General features: G+C 71.0%; 15 protein-coding genes. 4 read left to right on the forward strand and 11 right to left on the reverse strand.

Going from position 1 to position 15,621, the window contains the following annotated elements:
* From ON39_RS31215 to ON39_RS31230, 4 genes are all read right to left on the reverse strand, one after another.
* Positions 1-1,397 (reverse strand): acetyl-CoA carboxylase biotin carboxylase subunit (locus tag ON39_RS31215; RefSeq protein WP_051187371.1); only part of this gene is annotated, 1,397 nt, incomplete at its 3' end.
* 8 nt (positions 1,398-1,405) lie between these two features.
* On the reverse strand, positions 1,406-3,004 hold the full coding sequence (locus ON39_RS31220) for an acyl-CoA carboxylase subunit beta (protein ID WP_040739628.1): 1,599 nt from the start codon (positions 3,002-3,004) through the stop codon (positions 1,406-1,408).
* On the reverse strand, positions 3,001-4,206 hold the full coding sequence (locus tag ON39_RS31225) for an acyl-CoA dehydrogenase family protein (RefSeq protein ID WP_051187372.1): 1,206 nt from the start codon (positions 4,204-4,206) through the stop codon (positions 3,001-3,003). Before ON39_RS31225 ends, ON39_RS31220 begins: the two co-directional genes overlap by 4 nt.
* Positions 4,203-5,915, reverse strand: coding sequence for an acyclic terpene utilization AtuA family protein (locus tag ON39_RS31230; protein WP_040739630.1), 1,713 nt, complete (start codon positions 5,913-5,915; stop codon positions 4,203-4,205). Before ON39_RS31230 ends, ON39_RS31225 begins: the two co-directional genes overlap by 4 nt.
* Before the next feature lie 190 nt (positions 5,916-6,105).
* On the opposite strand from ON39_RS31230, the gene ON39_RS49750 reads away from it, so the two are divergent.
* Positions 6,106-6,276, forward strand: a complete 171-nt coding sequence (locus ON39_RS49750) for a CG2302 family histidine operon protein (protein WP_506329727.1) — start codon at positions 6,106-6,108, stop codon at positions 6,274-6,276.
* Position 6,277: 1 nt separating this feature from the next.
* On the opposite strand, the gene ON39_RS31235 is transcribed toward ON39_RS49750, so the two are convergent.
* The 6 genes from ON39_RS31235 to thiO form a co-directional block, all read right to left on the reverse strand.
* Positions 6,278-7,201, reverse strand: a complete 924-nt coding sequence (locus ON39_RS31235; protein WP_425454132.1) for an adenylate/guanylate cyclase domain-containing protein — start codon at positions 7,199-7,201, stop codon at positions 6,278-6,280.
* Positions 7,202-7,453: 252 nt separating this feature from the next.
* The gene (locus ON39_RS31240; protein ID WP_040739631.1) at positions 7,454-8,215 is read right to left on the reverse strand and encodes an ABC transporter permease; all 762 of its coding nucleotides are present in this window, start codon (positions 8,213-8,215) and stop codon (positions 7,454-7,456) included.
* Positions 8,215-9,159: an ABC transporter ATP-binding protein gene (locus tag ON39_RS31245; RefSeq protein WP_040739658.1), complete on the reverse strand. Its 945-nt coding sequence runs from the start codon at positions 9,157-9,159 to the stop codon at positions 8,215-8,217. Before ON39_RS31245 ends, ON39_RS31240 begins: the two co-directional genes overlap by 1 nt.
* 146 nt (positions 9,160-9,305) lie before the next feature.
* Positions 9,306-10,070, reverse strand: a complete 765-nt coding sequence (locus ON39_RS31250; RefSeq protein ID WP_040739632.1) for a thiazole synthase — start codon at positions 10,068-10,070, stop codon at positions 9,306-9,308.
* A complete protein-coding gene (gene thiS, locus ON39_RS31255; RefSeq protein WP_040739633.1) occupies positions 10,063-10,281 on the reverse strand; it encodes a sulfur carrier protein ThiS in 219 nt (72 codons plus the stop codon). Before thiS ends, ON39_RS31250 begins: the two co-directional genes overlap by 8 nt.
* Positions 10,278-11,375 carry a glycine oxidase ThiO gene (gene thiO / locus ON39_RS31260; protein WP_040739634.1) on the reverse strand — a complete coding sequence of 366 codons (1,098 nt, stop codon included), beginning with the start codon at positions 11,373-11,375 and terminating at the stop codon, positions 10,278-10,280. The genes thiS and thiO overlap by 4 nt, the downstream gene beginning before the upstream one ends.
* Positions 11,376-11,642: 267 nt before the next feature.
* Between thiO and thiE the strand changes: the two genes are divergently transcribed.
* The gene (gene thiE, locus ON39_RS31265; protein WP_040739635.1) at positions 11,643-12,341 is read left to right on the forward strand and encodes a thiamine phosphate synthase; all 699 of its coding nucleotides are present in this window, start codon (positions 11,643-11,645) and stop codon (positions 12,339-12,341) included.
* Between the two features lie 30 nt (positions 12,342-12,371).
* On the opposite strand, the gene ON39_RS31270 is transcribed toward thiE, so the two are convergent.
* Entirely contained in the window at positions 12,372-13,055 is a 684-nt protein-coding gene (locus tag ON39_RS31270; RefSeq protein ID WP_040739636.1) for an NUDIX hydrolase, read from the reverse strand.
* A 182-nt stretch (positions 13,056-13,237) separates the two neighbouring features.
* On the opposite strand from ON39_RS31270, the gene ON39_RS31275 reads away from it, so the two are divergent.
* The gene (locus ON39_RS31275) at positions 13,238-14,644 is read left to right on the forward strand and encodes a GlnX family signal transduction membrane protein (RefSeq protein ID WP_040739660.1); all 1,407 of its coding nucleotides are present in this window, start codon (positions 13,238-13,240) and stop codon (positions 14,642-14,644) included.
* On the forward strand, positions 14,641-15,621 hold the full coding sequence (locus ON39_RS31280) for a glutamate ABC transporter substrate-binding protein (protein ID WP_040739638.1): 981 nt from the start codon (positions 14,641-14,643) through the stop codon (positions 15,619-15,621). The genes ON39_RS31275 and ON39_RS31280 overlap by 4 nt, the downstream gene beginning before the upstream one ends.

Below are 15,621 nucleotides of genomic sequence, written 5' to 3' on the forward strand. Positions count from 1 at the left end.
AATCCGTGCGTGGCGAAGAACGCGGTGTCGGTGTCGCCCGCGAGGAACGCGGGGTGCCGCAGCACCCGCACGAGCAGGTCGCGGTTGGTCACCAGGCCGTGGATCCGCGCCCGGTGCAGCGCGTTGGCGAGCAAACGCGCTGCCTCGCCGCGGGTTTCGGCGTAGGAGATGACCTTGGCCAGCATCGGGTCGTAGTGCACGCCGACGACCGAGCCGTCCACCACGCCGGTGTCCAGCCGCACGCCGGGTCGATCCAGCAGGTCGAACTCCGTCAGCACCGCGGGGATGTCGATGCGGTGGACGGTGCCGCTCTGCGGCTGCCAGTCGTGCGCCGGATCCTCGGCGTAGAGCCGGACCTCGATCGAGTGTCCGCGCATCGCAGGAGGTTCCGCAGGCAGTCGCGCACCCGCGGCGATCTCCAGTTGCAGGCGAACGAGATCCAGGCCGGTGGTGCACTCGGTGACCGGATGCTCCACCTGGAGACGGGTATTCATCTCGAGGAAGAAGAAGTCGCCGTTCTCGTCGGCGAGGAACTCCACCGTGCCCGCGCCGGTGTAGCCGATCGCGCCCGCGGCGAGCCGGGCGGCCTCGAACAGCCGCTCGCGCATGCCCGGCACACCGGCCGCACGCTCGGCGTCGACGCGCTCGACCAGCGGCGAGGGCGCCTCCTCGATGACCTTCTGGTGCCTGCGCTGAATCGAGCACTCCCGCTCGCCGACCGCCCAGATGGTGCCGTGGGTATCGGCCATGACCTGCACCTCGATATGGCGGCCGGTCTCCAGGTAGCGCTCGCAGAACACCGTCGGGTCGCCGAAGGCCGAGGCCGCCTCCCGCCGCGCCGCCTCGATCTGCGGCTCCAACTCGTCGAGGGCGCGCACCACGCGCATGCCGCGCCCGCCGCCACCGGCGGACGCCTTGATCAGCACGGGCAGGTGCGCCTCGGTGACCTCGGCCGGGTCGAGCTCGGCGAGCACGGGGACGCCCGCGGCGTCCATCATCTTCTTCGAGGCGACCTTGGAGCCCATCTGCTCGATGGCCTCGACCGGCGGGCCGATCCAGATCAGCCCGGCGGCGAGCACCGCCTTGGCGAAATCGGCGTTCTCGGAGAGAAATCCGTAGCCGGGATGGATCGCGTCCGCGCCGGCGGACAACGCGGCCTCGACGATCAGCTCGCCGCGCAGGTAGGTCTCCGCGGGCGTGTTGCCCGGAAGCCGCACCGCCGCATCGGCTTCCGCGGCATGCGGGGCTGCGGCGTCCGCGTCGGAGTAGACCGCGACGGTGCCGATGCCCATGCGCCGGCAGGTGGCGAAGACGCGGCGGGCGATCTCGCCGCGATTGGCGACCAGAACAGTGGTGGCGGGCCCGGCCCCCACCGAATCGCTACTCCGTTTGCTCATGTCCGGCCTCACATTCGGAAGACGCCGAAGCCGTCGACGCCCTTGATCGGGGCATTGTGAATGGCCGACAAGGACATTCCCAATACGGTGCGGGTATCGCGCGGATCGATGACGCCGTCGTCGAACAGTCGCCCGGACATGAACATCGCCAGCGACTCGGCCTCGATCTGCGCCTCGATCATGGCGCGCATGCCCGCGTCGGCCTCCTCGTCGAACGGCATGCCCTTGGCCTCGGCCGCCGCGCGCCCGACGATGGAGATGACGCCTGCCAGCTGCGCGCCGCCCATGACGGCGGACTTCGCGCTGGGCCAGGCGTAGACGAAGCGCGGGTCGAAGGCGCGGCCGCACATGCCGTAGTGCCCGGCGCCGTAGGAGGCGCCCATCAGCACCGAGATGTGCGGCACCTTCGAGTTGGACACCGCGTTGATCATCATCGCGCCGTGCTTGATGATGCCGCGCTGCTCGTACTCCTTGCCGACCATGTAGCCGGTGGTGTTGTGCAGGAACAGCAATGGCGTGTCGGTCTTGTTGGCGAGCTGGATGAACTGGGTCGCCTTCTGCGACTCCTCGGAGAACAGCACGCCGCGCGCGTTGGCCAGGATACCGATCGGATACCCGTGCAGCTCGGCCCATCCGGTCACGAGGCTGCCGCCGTAGAGCGGCTTGAACTCGTCGAAGTCGGAGCCGTCGACGATGCGCGCGATCACCTCGCGCGGATCGAACGGGATCTTCAGGTCGGTGGGGACGATGCCGAGCAGGTCCTCCGGGTCGTACAGCGGCTCGATCACCTCGGCGCGCGGCGCGGGGCCCTGCTTGCGCCAGTTGAGCCGGCGGACGATGGAACGGCCGATCCGGATCGCGTCCTGTTCGTCGACCGCGTAGTAGTCGGCCAGGCCGGAGACGCGCGCGTGCATGTCGGCGCCGCCGAGGGATTCGTCGTCGGACTCCTCACCGGTGGCCATCTTGACCAGCGGCGGGCCGCCGAGGAAGACCTTGGAGCGCTCCTTGATCATCACCACGTGGTCGGACATGCCGGGAATGTAGGCGCCGCCCGCGGTCGAGTTGCCGAAGACGAGCGCGATGGTCGGGATGCCCGCGGCCGAGGCCTGGGTGAGGTCGCGGAACATGCGCCCGCCGGGGACGAAGACCTCCTTCTGCGTCGGCAGGTCCGCGCCGCCGGACTCGACGAGCGAGATCACCGGCAGCCGGTTCTCCCGGACAATATCGTTGATACGCAACGTCTTTCGCAGCGTCCACGGGTTCGAGGTGCCGCCGCGCACGGTCGGGTCCGGCGCGACGATCATGCACTCGACGCCCTCCACGATGCCGATGCCCGCGATGGTGCTCGCGCCGACGTGAAATTCGCTGCCCCACCCGGCGAGCGGGCACAACTCGAGGAACGGCGAGTCCTCGTCGATGAGCAGTTCGACGCGCTCGCGCGCGGTCAGCTTGCCGCGCTTGCGATGCCGGGCCAGCTTGTCCGGGCCGCCGCCGGCGATCGCCTTGGCGAACTCGCCCTCGACCTCGGCCAGCTTGGCCGTCATGGCCTCGGCCGCGGCGGCGTACTCCGGCGCGGCGGTGTCGAGGGCGCTGCGCAGTGTCGTCATGACTGGTACCCCAATCGTTTGGCGGCGAGGCCGGTGAGGATCTCGGTGGTGCCCCCGCCGATGCCGAGGATGCGCATGTCGCGGTACTGGCGCTCGACCTCGGACTCGCGCATGTAGCCCAGGCCGCCGAACAGCTGGACGGCCTGGTTGGCCACCCACTCGCCCGCCTCGACGGCGGTGTTCTTGGCGAAGCACACCTCCGCGATCAGGTCGGTCTCGCCGTTCGCGCTGCGCTGCGCCACATCTCGGGTGTAGACGCGGGCGACGTCGATGCGCCGCGCCATCTCGGTGACCGTGTTCTGCACGGCCTGCCTGCTGATCAAGGGGCGGCCGAACGTCTCTCGACTGCGGACCCACTCCAGGGTGAGGTCGAGGCAGCGCTGCGCGCTCGAGTACGCCTGCACCGCGAGGCCGACACGCTCGCTGACGAACGCGCCCGCGATCTGATAAAAGCCCGAATTCTCCTGGCCCACCAGGTTTTCCACGGGCACCCGCACGTCCACGTAGGAGAGCTCGGCCGTGTCGGAGGCGCGCCAGCCCATCTTGTCCAGCTTGCGGCTGACGGTGAAGCCGGGCGTGCCCTTCTCCACCACCAGCAGCGAGATCCCGCCGGAGCCGGAGCCGCCCGTGCGCACCGCGGTGACCACGTAGTCGGCGCGGCAGGCGGAGGTGATGAAGGTCTTGGCGCCGTTGACGATGTAGTGGTCGCCGTCGCGGCGCGCGGTGGTGGTGAGGTGGCCGACGTCGGATCCGCCGCCGGGCTCGGTGATGGCGAGCGAGCCGATCTTCTCCCCCGCCAGCGTCGGGCGCACCCAGCGCTCGATGTGGTCGGCGTTGCCCGCGGCGATCATGTGCGGCACCGCGATGCCGCAGGTGAACAGCGACGCGAACAGTCCGCCGGAGGCTCCCGCCTGGTGCAGCTCCTCGCAGACGATCATCGCGTCGATGCCGTCGCCGCCGGAACCGCCTACAGACTCCGGGAATTGGATGCCGAGCAGGCCGAGCGCGCCCGCCTTCTTGTGCAGCTCGCGCGGGATCTCGCCCTCGCGCTCCCACTCGTCCATGTAGGGCAGGACTTCCCGCTCGGCGAAACCCCGTACGGTCGCGCGCAATTCGCGACGTTCAGGGCTGTTCCAGGGACTCGGCCCACCCGTCGCCCGACCGCCGCCCCCGGTCGAATCGCTCCGCGATACTGAACTCATACCAACTCCAATGGAATGTCGAGATGACGGGACCGCAGCCATTCGCCGAGTCCCTTGGCCTGCGGGTCGAACCGCGCCTGATAGGCGACGCCCTGGCCGAGTAGGCCTTCGATGATGAAGTTCACCGCCCGCAGGTTGGGCAGTACGTGTCTGGTGACGGTCAACGAAGCCGTCTCGGGCAGTAGCTCTTTGACGCGCTCGACGGTGAGAGTGTGTGCCAGCCAACGCCATTGCTCCTCGGTGCGCACCCAGACCCCGATATTGGCGTTGCCGCCCTTGTCGCCGCTGCGCGCGAGGGCGACGGCGCCGAGCGGTGCGCGACGGGTTTCCTTGGCGGACAACGGTTCCGGCAGCACGGGCTCGACGACCTCGGCCAGCGCCAGCGTGTCCGCGGCGGGCTCGATGTCCACCCTCGAGCCGTCGGGCAGCACCGCGACGTGCGGCACCTCGGCGGCGTCGACGTAGCCCGGCGTGTACACACCGTAGGGAGATCCGTTGCCCGGCAACGTGGTGAAGCTGCAGCCGGGGTAGCTAGCGAGCGCCAGCTCGACGGCCACGCTGGAGAACGCGCGCCCGACCTTGTTCGGATCGGGGTCGCGCACCACGCAGCGCAGCAACGCGCTGGCCTGTTCCTCGGTGTCGGCGTCGGGCCGGTCGAGTCGCGCGAGGGTCCACTCCAGTTCGGCCGGCCTGGTTTCCAGCCACGACTCCAGTTGCCGTTGCGCCAGAGCGGCTTTCGCCTCGATATCGAGGCCGGTGAGGATGAACTCCATCTCGTTGCGGAAGCCGCCGAGCGTGTTCAGCGACACCTTGAGCCGCGGCGGCGGCGCCTCGCCGACCACGCCGCTGATCAGCACCCGATCCGGGCCGTCGGCGCTGAGCGCGATGGAGTCGAGCCGCGAGGTCACGTCGGGTCCCGCGTAACGCGCGCCCTGGATCTCGTACATGAGCTGCGCCTCGACGGTGTCGACCGTGACCGCGCCGCCGGTGCCCGCGTGCTTGGTGATGACACTGCTTCCGTCCCTGCGGATCTCGGCGATCGGGAAGCCGGGCCTGCCGAGGTCGGGCAGCTCGGTGAAGAAGGCGTAGTTGCCGCCGGTGGCCTGGGTGCTGCACTCGATGACGTGCCCCGCCACCACCGCGCCCGCGAGCGCGTCGTAATCCGTTCGGCCCCAACCGAAGTGGGCGGCGGCCGGGCCGACGATCACCGAGGCGTCGGTGACCCGGCCGGTGACGACGATGTCGGCGCCCGCGTTCAGGCACTCGACGATGCCCCACGCGCCGAGGTAGGCGTTGGCGGTGAGCGGCGCGCCGAGGCCGAGTTCGCCGGCGCGCGCGACCAGGTCGTCGCCCTCGACGTGCGCGATCTTGGCATCCAGGCCGAGATCGGCGGCCACCTTGCGCAGGCGTTGCGCCAGCCCGGAGGGGTTGAGGCCGCCCGCGTTCGCGACGATCTGCACGTTGCGCTCCAGCGCGAGCCCGAGGCAGTCCTCGATCTGCTTCACGAAGGTCTTGGCGTAGCCGAGGCTCGGATCCTTCATCCGGTCGCGGCCGAGGATCAGCATGGTGAGTTCGGCGAGGTAGTCGCCGGTGAGCACGTCGAGCTGCCCGCCCTCGAGCATCTCGCGCATGGCGCTCAGTCGATCACCGTAGAAGCCGGAACAGTTGCCGATCCGGAGCACGTCCGGGTTGGCGGCCAGCACACTCATCAGCGGGAATGCCTCCTGTAACGGCGGACCGACATGGCGCGGCCCGCGTGCCGCGCCCGTGCAGTCCGCGTTCCGGAGACCAGCATCACATCACCCCCAGAAAAAAGCAAGCGCGCGTGCTTGTTAATTGCCAGTGAGTCAGATCACCCTAGGTGGCGCGAATGTCAGGGCCCGGAATGGGCGGGGCAGAATGGGGCCGGTGTCTACCGACGTGACTGTGATCGTCTTGTTCGCGCTCGCCGGATTTCTGCTCGGCGGCGTCTATTCGACGTGGAAGACCTCGCGCAAAGTGTCGATCGTGCTCGCGGTTCTCGCCGCGCTCGCCGTCGCGGGCGGCATCGCCTGGTGGGTGGGCTCCTGACTCAGAGCTCGGTGAGCCGGAAGATGCGCAGGTCCTCGGGGACGCCGCTCAGCGGGGCGGCGAAGAAGCTGCGGCGGTAAGGCTTCACCACGTGGCCGAGTTCGGCCAGCGTCTCCGGCGGCAGCGAGCGCAGCGTGGACTCCGACAGCATGGTGTTGCCGTTGCCGCCGGCCTCCATCACCCTGGCCGCGATGGTGACGTCCACGCCGAGCCAGTCGCCGCCGATCTCGCGCGGCGCGCCCGTGTGCAGGCCGATCCGCATCCTCGGTCGATAGTCGCGCACCTTCACCTCGGCCAGGTTGCGCTTGGCGTTGACGGCGGCGAGCACGGCCCGCTCGGCCGACGGGAACACGGCCATCACGCCGTCGCCCATCCGTTTGACCACCTGCCCGCCGCGCTCGGCGATCGGCGGCTCGATGGCCTTGGCCACCCGGCGCAGCAGCTCCAGGGTCGCCTCGTCGCCCGCCGACAGCGACCAGCTGGAGAAGGCCACCAGGTCGGTGAACATGACGGTCACTTCCGCGCTGCCCTTACCGCGGCCGACCCGCTCCAGCATGGCCTGCCAGACCTGAAGAGCCCCGAAGCCGATCTCCCGTGCGGCGCTCGGGGTATCGCCGACCAGCTTGTCCGCGGCGCGGGCCACCGCACGCGCGCCGCCGGGCCCGGTGACCGAGAGTGGGTCGCCGAAGGACGGATCGCCGGGCAGCTGTTCGCGCGCCTTGCGCAGCACGCCGATGAGGTCGGTCCGATTGTTGGCCGCGTTCATCAACGCGGAGAGCTGCCCCTTGCGCAGTCCCGCGCCGGGGCGACGGATCGGACCGCTCCCGTCCGCGGGCACCAGCGGTATCGCGATCTCGGGCTCGCGGCCGGTCTCGTCCTCCGGCTCGGGGCCCGACGCGGCACCGCCGGAAGGTTTCTCGCTCACGCCCAGAGGGTATCTCAGCCGACCTGTCGTCGGCGGGTCACCGATCGCGACCACCCGCTACCTCCCGATCGGGTTGAGCGGCACGGTATCCGGGCCGGAACGCCATCGGCCCGGCGTGACGAATCACGCCGGGCCGATGGTCACACCGTCCGCCGGGCAGTGACGGAACGGTGCAGGGGCGCGCGGACCTCCCGACAAGGTCGGCGCCCCGGACCCGAGTGGCGAGGGAAAGCGACTCGGGTGGTTCGAGTGCTACGCGTCGCGCTGGTTGATCATGATCAGCGCGGCGCCGTAGACGATCGCGGTGAAGGCGACGAAGTAGAGCAGGCTGCCCCACGGACCCCAGTGCCAGTTGGCGCCGGACTCCGAGACGGCGAGGAAGTGGCTCGCGTTCTGGAAGGGCAGGAACGGCGCGACATTGCGGCCGAAGCTGCCGAACGCGCCCAGCAGGGGCTCGATCAGCAAGGACCACAGCACGATCAGCGAGATCGCGGCCGCGGACTGCCGCACGAGCACGCCGACGCCGATGGCGACCACGATCATCAGGAAGGCGTAGATCGGGATGCCGTAGACGGCCCGCCACTGCCCGTCCAGGGTCAGGTTCGCGGTGGGCGCCGACCCGCCGATGGCCTTGGCCACGCCGATGGCGAGGAAGGCCAGGATGATGGTGAGCACGGCGCTGAAGACGCCGACGAGGGCCGTTTTGGTCAGCAGTACCTTGGTGCGGTTGGGCACAGCCTGGAATGTGGTTCGGATGACCCCGAAACGGTATTCGCTGGTGACCGTCAACGCGGCCATGATCATCAGCACCATCACGCCGAAGCCGACGACGCCCGCGGTCGCGGTGCTCACATCCAGCGTCGGGGCGCCGTCCGCGGGGTTGTCCCCCGCCGACTTGGTGACTATCGCGAACAGCGCGGCCAGCCCGAGGGCGAGCGCGACGACGATGGCCGTGCACCACCAGGGCGACCGAGTCGAGGTGAGCTTGATTCGTTCTGCTGCCAGCACGCCCATCAGAGCGCACCTCCCATCGCCTGATCAAAGCCTTCGCCGTGGTACTGAACAGCACCACCGGTCATCCGCATGAACGCCTCTTCCAGCGAAGCCCGTTGCGGCGCAAGCTCGAACAGCGTGATCTCGTTCGCGCCGGCCAGCTTGCCGACCGCGTCGCTCGACACGCCCGCCACGACGAGTGCCGGGCCGTCTTGACCGGTGCCGTCCTCGCGGACCGTCATGCCGTTCGAGGTGAGCACGCTGCGCAGCTGGTCGAGCTGCGGGCTGCGCACGCGCACCGACTGCTCGGAGGCGCGTTCGATGAACTCCTGGGTGGTGGTGTCGGAGATGAGCTGGCCCCGGCCGATCACCACGAGGTGCTCGGCGGTCTGCGCCATCTCGGAGAGCAGGTGGCTGGAGACCAGCACGGTGCGGCCCTCGGCGGCCAGGCGCTGCATGAACCGGCGGATCCACAGGATGCCCTCCGGGTCGAGGCCGTTGACCGGCTCGTCGAACAGCAGCACCTGCGGGTCGCCGAGCAGCGCGCCGGCCAGGCCGAGCCGCTGGGACATACCGAGCGAGAAGCCACCCGCGCTCTTGCCCGCCACCTCGGACAGGCCGACCAGCCGCAGCACCTCCTCCACCCGGGACTTGGGGATGTCGTTGGAGGCGGCCATCCACTCGAGATGCGCGCGCGCCGAACGGTTCGGATGCACCCACTTCGCGTCCAGGAGCGCGCCGACGGTGCGCAGCGGATGGTCCAGTTCACGGTATGGCTTGCCCTGGATGAGCGCGGTGCCCGCGGTCGGCTTGTCCAACCCCAGGATCATGCGCATCGTCGTCGACTTACCGGCTCCGTTCGGGCCCAGGAACCCCGTCACCTGTCCGGGTCGAACGGTGAAGGATAGATCCTGAACCGCGACGGTCTGCCCGTAGTGCTTGGTCAGCCCTTGCAGCTCGATCATGATGACCAGCATTCCCGAAAACGCCGCGGCGCGCGTCACTACTTGGTGTCGTGTTCGATCATCCTCGAGGATGACGGTGACCCTGACCACCCCGCAGAGCCACCCCGACAATCCCCTGAGCGGGCGTTATCCGACAGACGACCTGGTCAGAGCGCGGGCGAGGACGCCTGTGCCCAGAACCGCTTCGGAATGCGGCCCGCCTGACGCGCCAGATAGCCCGCCCGCACGGCGGCGGCCATCGCCTCGGCCATCAACTCCGGTTGACGGGCCCGGGTCACCGCGGTGGCCAGCAGCACGGCCGAGCAGCCGAGCTCCATGGCGAGCGCGGCGTCGCTGGCGGTGCCGATGCCCGCGTCGAGAATGACCGGGACCTTCGCCTCGGCGACGATCATCTCGATGTTGTGCGGGTTGCCGATGCCGAGGCCGGTGCCGATCGGGGAGCCGAGCGGCATCACCGCGACGCAGCCCGCGTCCTCGAGCCTGCGCGCGAGGATCGGGTCGTCGGTGGTGTAGGGCAGCACCACGAAGCCGTCGTCGACGAGTTGCTCAGCGGCGGTGACCAACTCGATCGGATCGGGCAGCAGCGTGCGTTCGTCGGCGACGACCTCGAGCTTGACCCAGTTGGTGTCGAGCGCCTCGCGGGCCAGCTGCGCGGTGAGCACGGCCTCGGCCGCGGTGCGACAGCCCGCGGTGTTGGGCAGCGGCGCGATGTTCAAGCGCTTCAACAGATCCAGCACGCCGGTGCCGCCCGCCGCGTCGATCCGGCGCATGGCGACGGTGGTGAGCTCGGTGCCCGAGGCGACGAGCGCCTCCTCGAGCACGGCGAGGTTGTCCGCCCCGCCGGTGCCCATGATCAGCCGGGAGCCGAACTCGCGGTCCGCGATGCGCAGCGGCGAATACCCCTCAGCCACCCTGGACCGCCGTCAAGACCTCGATCTGCCAGCCGCGGCCGACCGGCTCGTCCCAGCGGGACTTGGGGAACACCGCGCCGTCCACCGCCAGCGCGATGCCCTGCGTCGGCAGCTCGAGGCGGCCGAGCAGCTCCCGGACGCTGAGGGTCTCGGCGAACTCGTGATCGGTGCCGTTCACGGTGACGCCGATGGGTACGGATGTCGAAGTCATCGAACTCCTCCTGCGGATGACCTGGGCGACGACGGGTGCGTCGTCGAGAAACGTTGCGGGTCAGCGGGTTTCGCCTCGGGCAACGGGGCCCCGGCGAGCTGGGCGAGCGCCGCGTCCACGGTGAGCGGCATGGTCAGCATGCCATTGCGGCCGTTGCCGGTGGCCGCGACGACGCGGTCGTCGAGCCTGCCGAGCAGCGGCAGGTTGTCCGGGGTGCCGGGGCGTGAGCCCGCGCTCGCCTCGGCCAGCTCGTACTCGCCGATGCCGGGGAACACGGCCTCGGCGTCGGCGATCAGGTCACGGACACCGGCGACGGTCACCGCGGTGTCGAAACCCGCCTCGTATTGCGTTGCGCCGACCACGATTCCGTCGGCACGGGGGACCAGGTAGAGCGCCCGGCCGTGCACCCGGGCGCGGACCACGCGGACCGGTGCGGGCGCGACACCGGGTCGGCGGCGCAGGCGCAGGATCTCGCCCTTGATCGGGCGGACCGGCAACTCCGGCCACAGCCGCGCCGAGGACGCGCCCGCGGCTAGCACGATCTGATCCTCCGAGAGCGCGTCGAGCGCGTCGACGGACTCGGCGCGGATCCGCACGCCGGCCGCCGTCGCCGCCTTGCGCAGCGCGCCGACCAGCCGTCGGTTGTCGATCGCGGGCTCGGCCGGGGCGTACAGCCCCGCCCGCACCGTGCGGGCCAGGCTCGGCTCCAGCGCGCGGACGCCCGCGCGATCGAGCACGCGCAGCTCGTGGCCGTGGCCGCCGACCCACTCGGCGACCGTGCGCAGGTCGGCCGCGTCGGCGGCGTCGAGCGCGACGGTCAGCGTCGCGTCGGCGACGAAGACCGAGACGCCCGTGGCGGCCTCGACGCGGGCGGCGAACTCGGGCCAGCGGGCCAGCGCCGCGGCGCCGAACTCGAGGACGCGGTCCTCCCCCGGCCAGCCCTCCGACAGCGGGGCGAGCATGCCGCCCGCCACCCACGAGGCGCCCGAGCCGACGGCGGGGTCGTACAGGGTGACCGACCAACCCGACTCGGCGGCCCGCCAGGCCACGCCGAGCCCGATGACGCCGCCACCGACGACGGCCAGCGTCCGCATTACGTATCCACCTGCCTCTGTCTCCGATGGGCGGCGTGCGCGAGCGCGCCCTCGTGGTCACCCGGCCGGCGGGCCGGTCGCGCACTTCTCGTGGTCGACGCCCGGCGTCGCTTTCGCGGTGCCACTGCGCGCCCGGCGCGGTGACACCGCGCGACCGCCGGAGTAACGCCGCGCGACCGCCGCGGTAATCCCTGCACGACCGCCGAGCCGGCCCGGCGTTCGTGCCGCCGTTCGCTTCCCCACGGTACCGGGGCTACGGTCGAAGGCGTGCAACCCTCCCACCCCGCTCGACCCGCATCGCCCAGGGAGCGCTTGGCGGCCGCTCGCCTCTATCTGTGTACCGACGCCCGACGCGATCGGGGCGATCTGGCCAAATTCGCCGAGGCGGCCTTCGCGGGCGGGGTCGACATCATCCAGCTCAGGGACAAGGGCTCGCCCGGCGAGGCGAAGTTCGGCCCGCTCGAGGCGCGCGCCGAACTCGGCGCCCTCGCGGAGTTGAAGGCGGCGGCGCGCAGGCACGGCGGGCTGGTCGCGGTGAACGACCGCGCCGACATCGCGCTCGCCGCGGGCGCCGATGTGCTGCACCTAGGCCAGGGTGATTTGCCGCCCTGGTACGCGCGGCGCATCCTCGGCCCCGACGTGGTGATCGGACGCTCGACGCACAATCGCGCGCAGGCCGGGCTCGCCGCGATCGACGAACACATCGACTACTTCTGCACCGGCCCGGTGTACGCGACGCCGACCAAGCCGGGCAGGCAGGCCGCGGGCATCGAACTGGTGCGCTCGACCTCGGACGCGCATCCCACCCGGCCGTGGTTCGCGATCGGCGGGATCGACGCGGGCAACCTGCCCGACGTGCTCGCGGCGGGCGCCCGCCGCATCGTCGTGGTGCGCGCGATCACCGAGGCCCGCGACCCGGAAGCCGCCGCCAGGCAACTCAAGGCGGCACTGCTCGCGCACGCCTGACCCATGTCGCGGCGCGGGATCATGCCTCGGTCAGGACAGGACCTGACCACGGGTCAGCGAGACGACGGCCACTGTGCTCGCCGAGGCCGGATCCGAGGTGTCGGCCGGGTCCGCATCGATGATCTTCGCGTAGCCGCCGGGACCGTCGGGCCGGGTGTGCAGCCAATAAAAACCCTGATCGGCGAGGTCGACGGTGCGCGGCAGCGCGGCGGCGACGGCCTGGTCTCGTGCGAGACCGTCGAGGCAGACGCGGACGGGCGCGGCGCGCAGCTCGGGCCACGAGACGGCGAATCCGGGGTGCAGCAGCCGGGCGTCGACCTCGGCCTCCGGCACCCAGGCGAGTTCGGAACTCTCCCGGTTGCGGCTGGTCGGCAGCGCGTGCACGGCGTCGGCGATCACGGTGGTGTAGGTCCAGCCGCTCGGCGCGGTGGCGGTCACCCGCTCGCCGCGCACCCGGACGTCGGCCGGGTCGATCCCCGCCTCCTCCCAGGCCTCACGCACGGCCGCGTGCACCGGGGTCTCGTGGCTGTCGCGCGCGCCGCCGGGCAGACCCCAGGTGCCGCCCTGATGACTCCACGGCGCGCGATGCTGCATGAGCACGGCCGACCCGCCGTCGGGAAGCGGGGCGCGCAGCAGCAGTCCGGCGGCGCCGAATCGACCCCAACGTCGCAGGCCACCAGGGTCGCGCGACCACCCGTCGCCGTCACCACGCATCTCGCACCCATCCTCGTTCCGCCGTCGCGTCGCGATCCACCCGCTGCCAAGCATGGGTATTTCACACGCCACGGCACAGCTACGACCACAATAAACTCCGCAACAACACACACGGGGTGACCGTTCGTCCGGTCGCTTCGTCGAAGAAATCCGCGAACGCGGCCCAGACTGGGGAGGTGGACATGGCTCGGATCGAGCAGGCGACGGCGGTACTGCGGCCGTCGCCCACCGCCGAGCTCACCGCGCGCGACAGTCCCGGCGCGCTGCGAGACAGCCCCGCCGCGCTGCGGGTCGCGTTCCTGCGGGAGCAGTTCGACCCCGCCCGGCTGCGCCTGTTCGCCGGCTCCTCGCCGGGACGGCTGATCGCGATCGGACTGCTGCTCATCACCGCCTGCGTCGCCGCGGGCTGGGTCACCGGCACGACCGTCGGCGATCGGCAGCACACCCTGAACGTGCTGCTCGACGACACCGAGCCGGACGCGTACTCCGCGCATCGGCTCTACACCTCGCTGTCCATCGCCGACGCCGCGGCGAGCACCGCGTTCATCGCGGGCGGGCTGGAGCCGCAGGCGGTGCGCGACCGCTACAGCCAGGCGGTCGGCGAGGCCGCCGCGGAACTGGTGGCCGAGACCGGCCGGGCCTCCGGCGAGCCCAATGGGGCCGACGACACCGACACCAGGCTGCGCACCGGCATCGCCACCAATCTGCCCGTGTACACCGGCGTGGTGGAGACCGCGCGCGCCAACAACCGCAGCGGACACCCCGTCGGCGCGGCCTACCTGAGCGAAGCGTCGAATCAAATGCAGACGACCGTGCTGCCGATGGCCGAGGAGTTGCAGAGCCGGCGACAAGCCGCGGTGACCGAGGCGCAGCGCAACCACGTCCGGCCGCCGTGGACGGCCATCGTGCTGGTGGTTCTCGCGCTGGTCGCGCTGGTGTGGGCGCAGTTCGAGCTGGCCAAGCGGTGGCGCCGAGTGCTCAACCCCGGGCTGCTGCTCGCCTCGGCGGCGGTGCTCGTGCTGCTGGGGTGGACCGTGGTCGCGGGGGCGGTGTCGGCCACCTCGATGATCCACGGGCGGGACGACGGCGCGGTGCCCGCCTCGCGGCTGACCGAGAGCCGCATCCTGGCGCAGCAGGCGCGGTCGGCGGAGACGTTGAAGCTGGTGAGCCGGGACGCGACCGGCGACTACGACCGGACCTACGACGCGAACATCGCCCGCCTCGCCGATCTGCTCGGCGGCTACCCGAGTTCCGCGCCCGCCGCCGAGGAGGTGCGCAATGCCATTCCGGCGCTGGGCCGTTGGCGGGTCGCGCATCAGCGGATGAACGACACCCTGGCCCGCGGCGACTACAACGGCGCGGCGGCGGTGGCGACCGGGCCGGGCGCCGCGGATGTCGCCGCCCAGGTGGAGGCGTTGGACAAGGCACTGGAGCAGGGCATCGACACCACACGGGATACTTTGCGCGACAACATCTCCCGCGCGGCACGCGTGTTGGACTTCATGGGACCCGGCGCGCTGGTGATCGGCATCGTCGCGGCAGGCTGCGTCGGGCTCGGCCTGTGGCCGCGACTGCGGGAGTATCGATGAGGGCCGCACACGGCGCGCTCGCCGTCGCGCTTGCCGCCGTCGCGCTGGTCGGCGGCTGTACGAGCGAGGCGCCCGCGCCGCTGCCGACCAGCACCGCCAAGTACACCGACCCGCTGCTGCCCGCGAAAGCCGTTCCCGTGCTGACGGATTCGCCGCCCCCGCCGACGAACGGCCAGCAGTGCGGCGACCCGACGGCGAGCCTGCGCCCGACGGGCGAGGGCACCGCGGCCCGGGGGCCCGCCATCGACGCGATCCGGGCCCGCGGCCGCCTGGTGGTCGGGCTGGACGCGGGCAGCAATCTGTTCAGCTTCCGTGACCCGATCTCCGGCGCCATCGTCGGCTTCGACGCCGACATCGCCAGGGAGATCGCCCGCGACCTGCTCGGCAGCCCGGATCTGATCGAGTACCGCACCCTCGGCTCCGCCGACCGCGAGCAGGCGCTGCAGAACCACGACGTGGACATCGTCGCCAAGACCATGACGATCACCTGTGAACGGCGGCAGCGGGTCACGTTCTCCACGGTGTACCTGCGCTCCAACCAGCGGGTGCTCGCGATGAAGAACTCCGGGATCAACGGCATCGCCGATCTGGCCGGCAAGCGGGTGTGCATCGTGCGCGGCACCACCTCGCTGGAGCGCATCCGCCGTTCCCAGCCGACCGCGTCCGTTCTTTCCGTGGCGACCTGGGCCGACTGCCTGGTGGTCATGCAGCAGCGGCAGGTCGACGCGGCGAGCACCGACGACTCCATCCTGATCGGCCTGGCCGCGCAGGATCCCTACACGGCCGTGGTCGGCGACAGCATCAGCGTCGAGCCCTACGGCATCGGCATCCCCAAGGGCGACGACGACCTGGTGCGCTTCGTGAACGGCACCCTCGATCGCATCCGCAACGACGGCACCTGGGAGCGCAGCTACCGCCAGTGGTTGACCGTGCTCGGCCCCTCGCCCGGCCCGCCCGCACCGACGTACGTGGATTGA

The organism is Nocardia tenerifensis NBRC 101015 (assembly GCF_000308715.1).
Lineage (GTDB): Bacteria > Actinomycetota > Actinomycetes > Mycobacteriales > Mycobacteriaceae > Nocardia > Nocardia tenerifensis.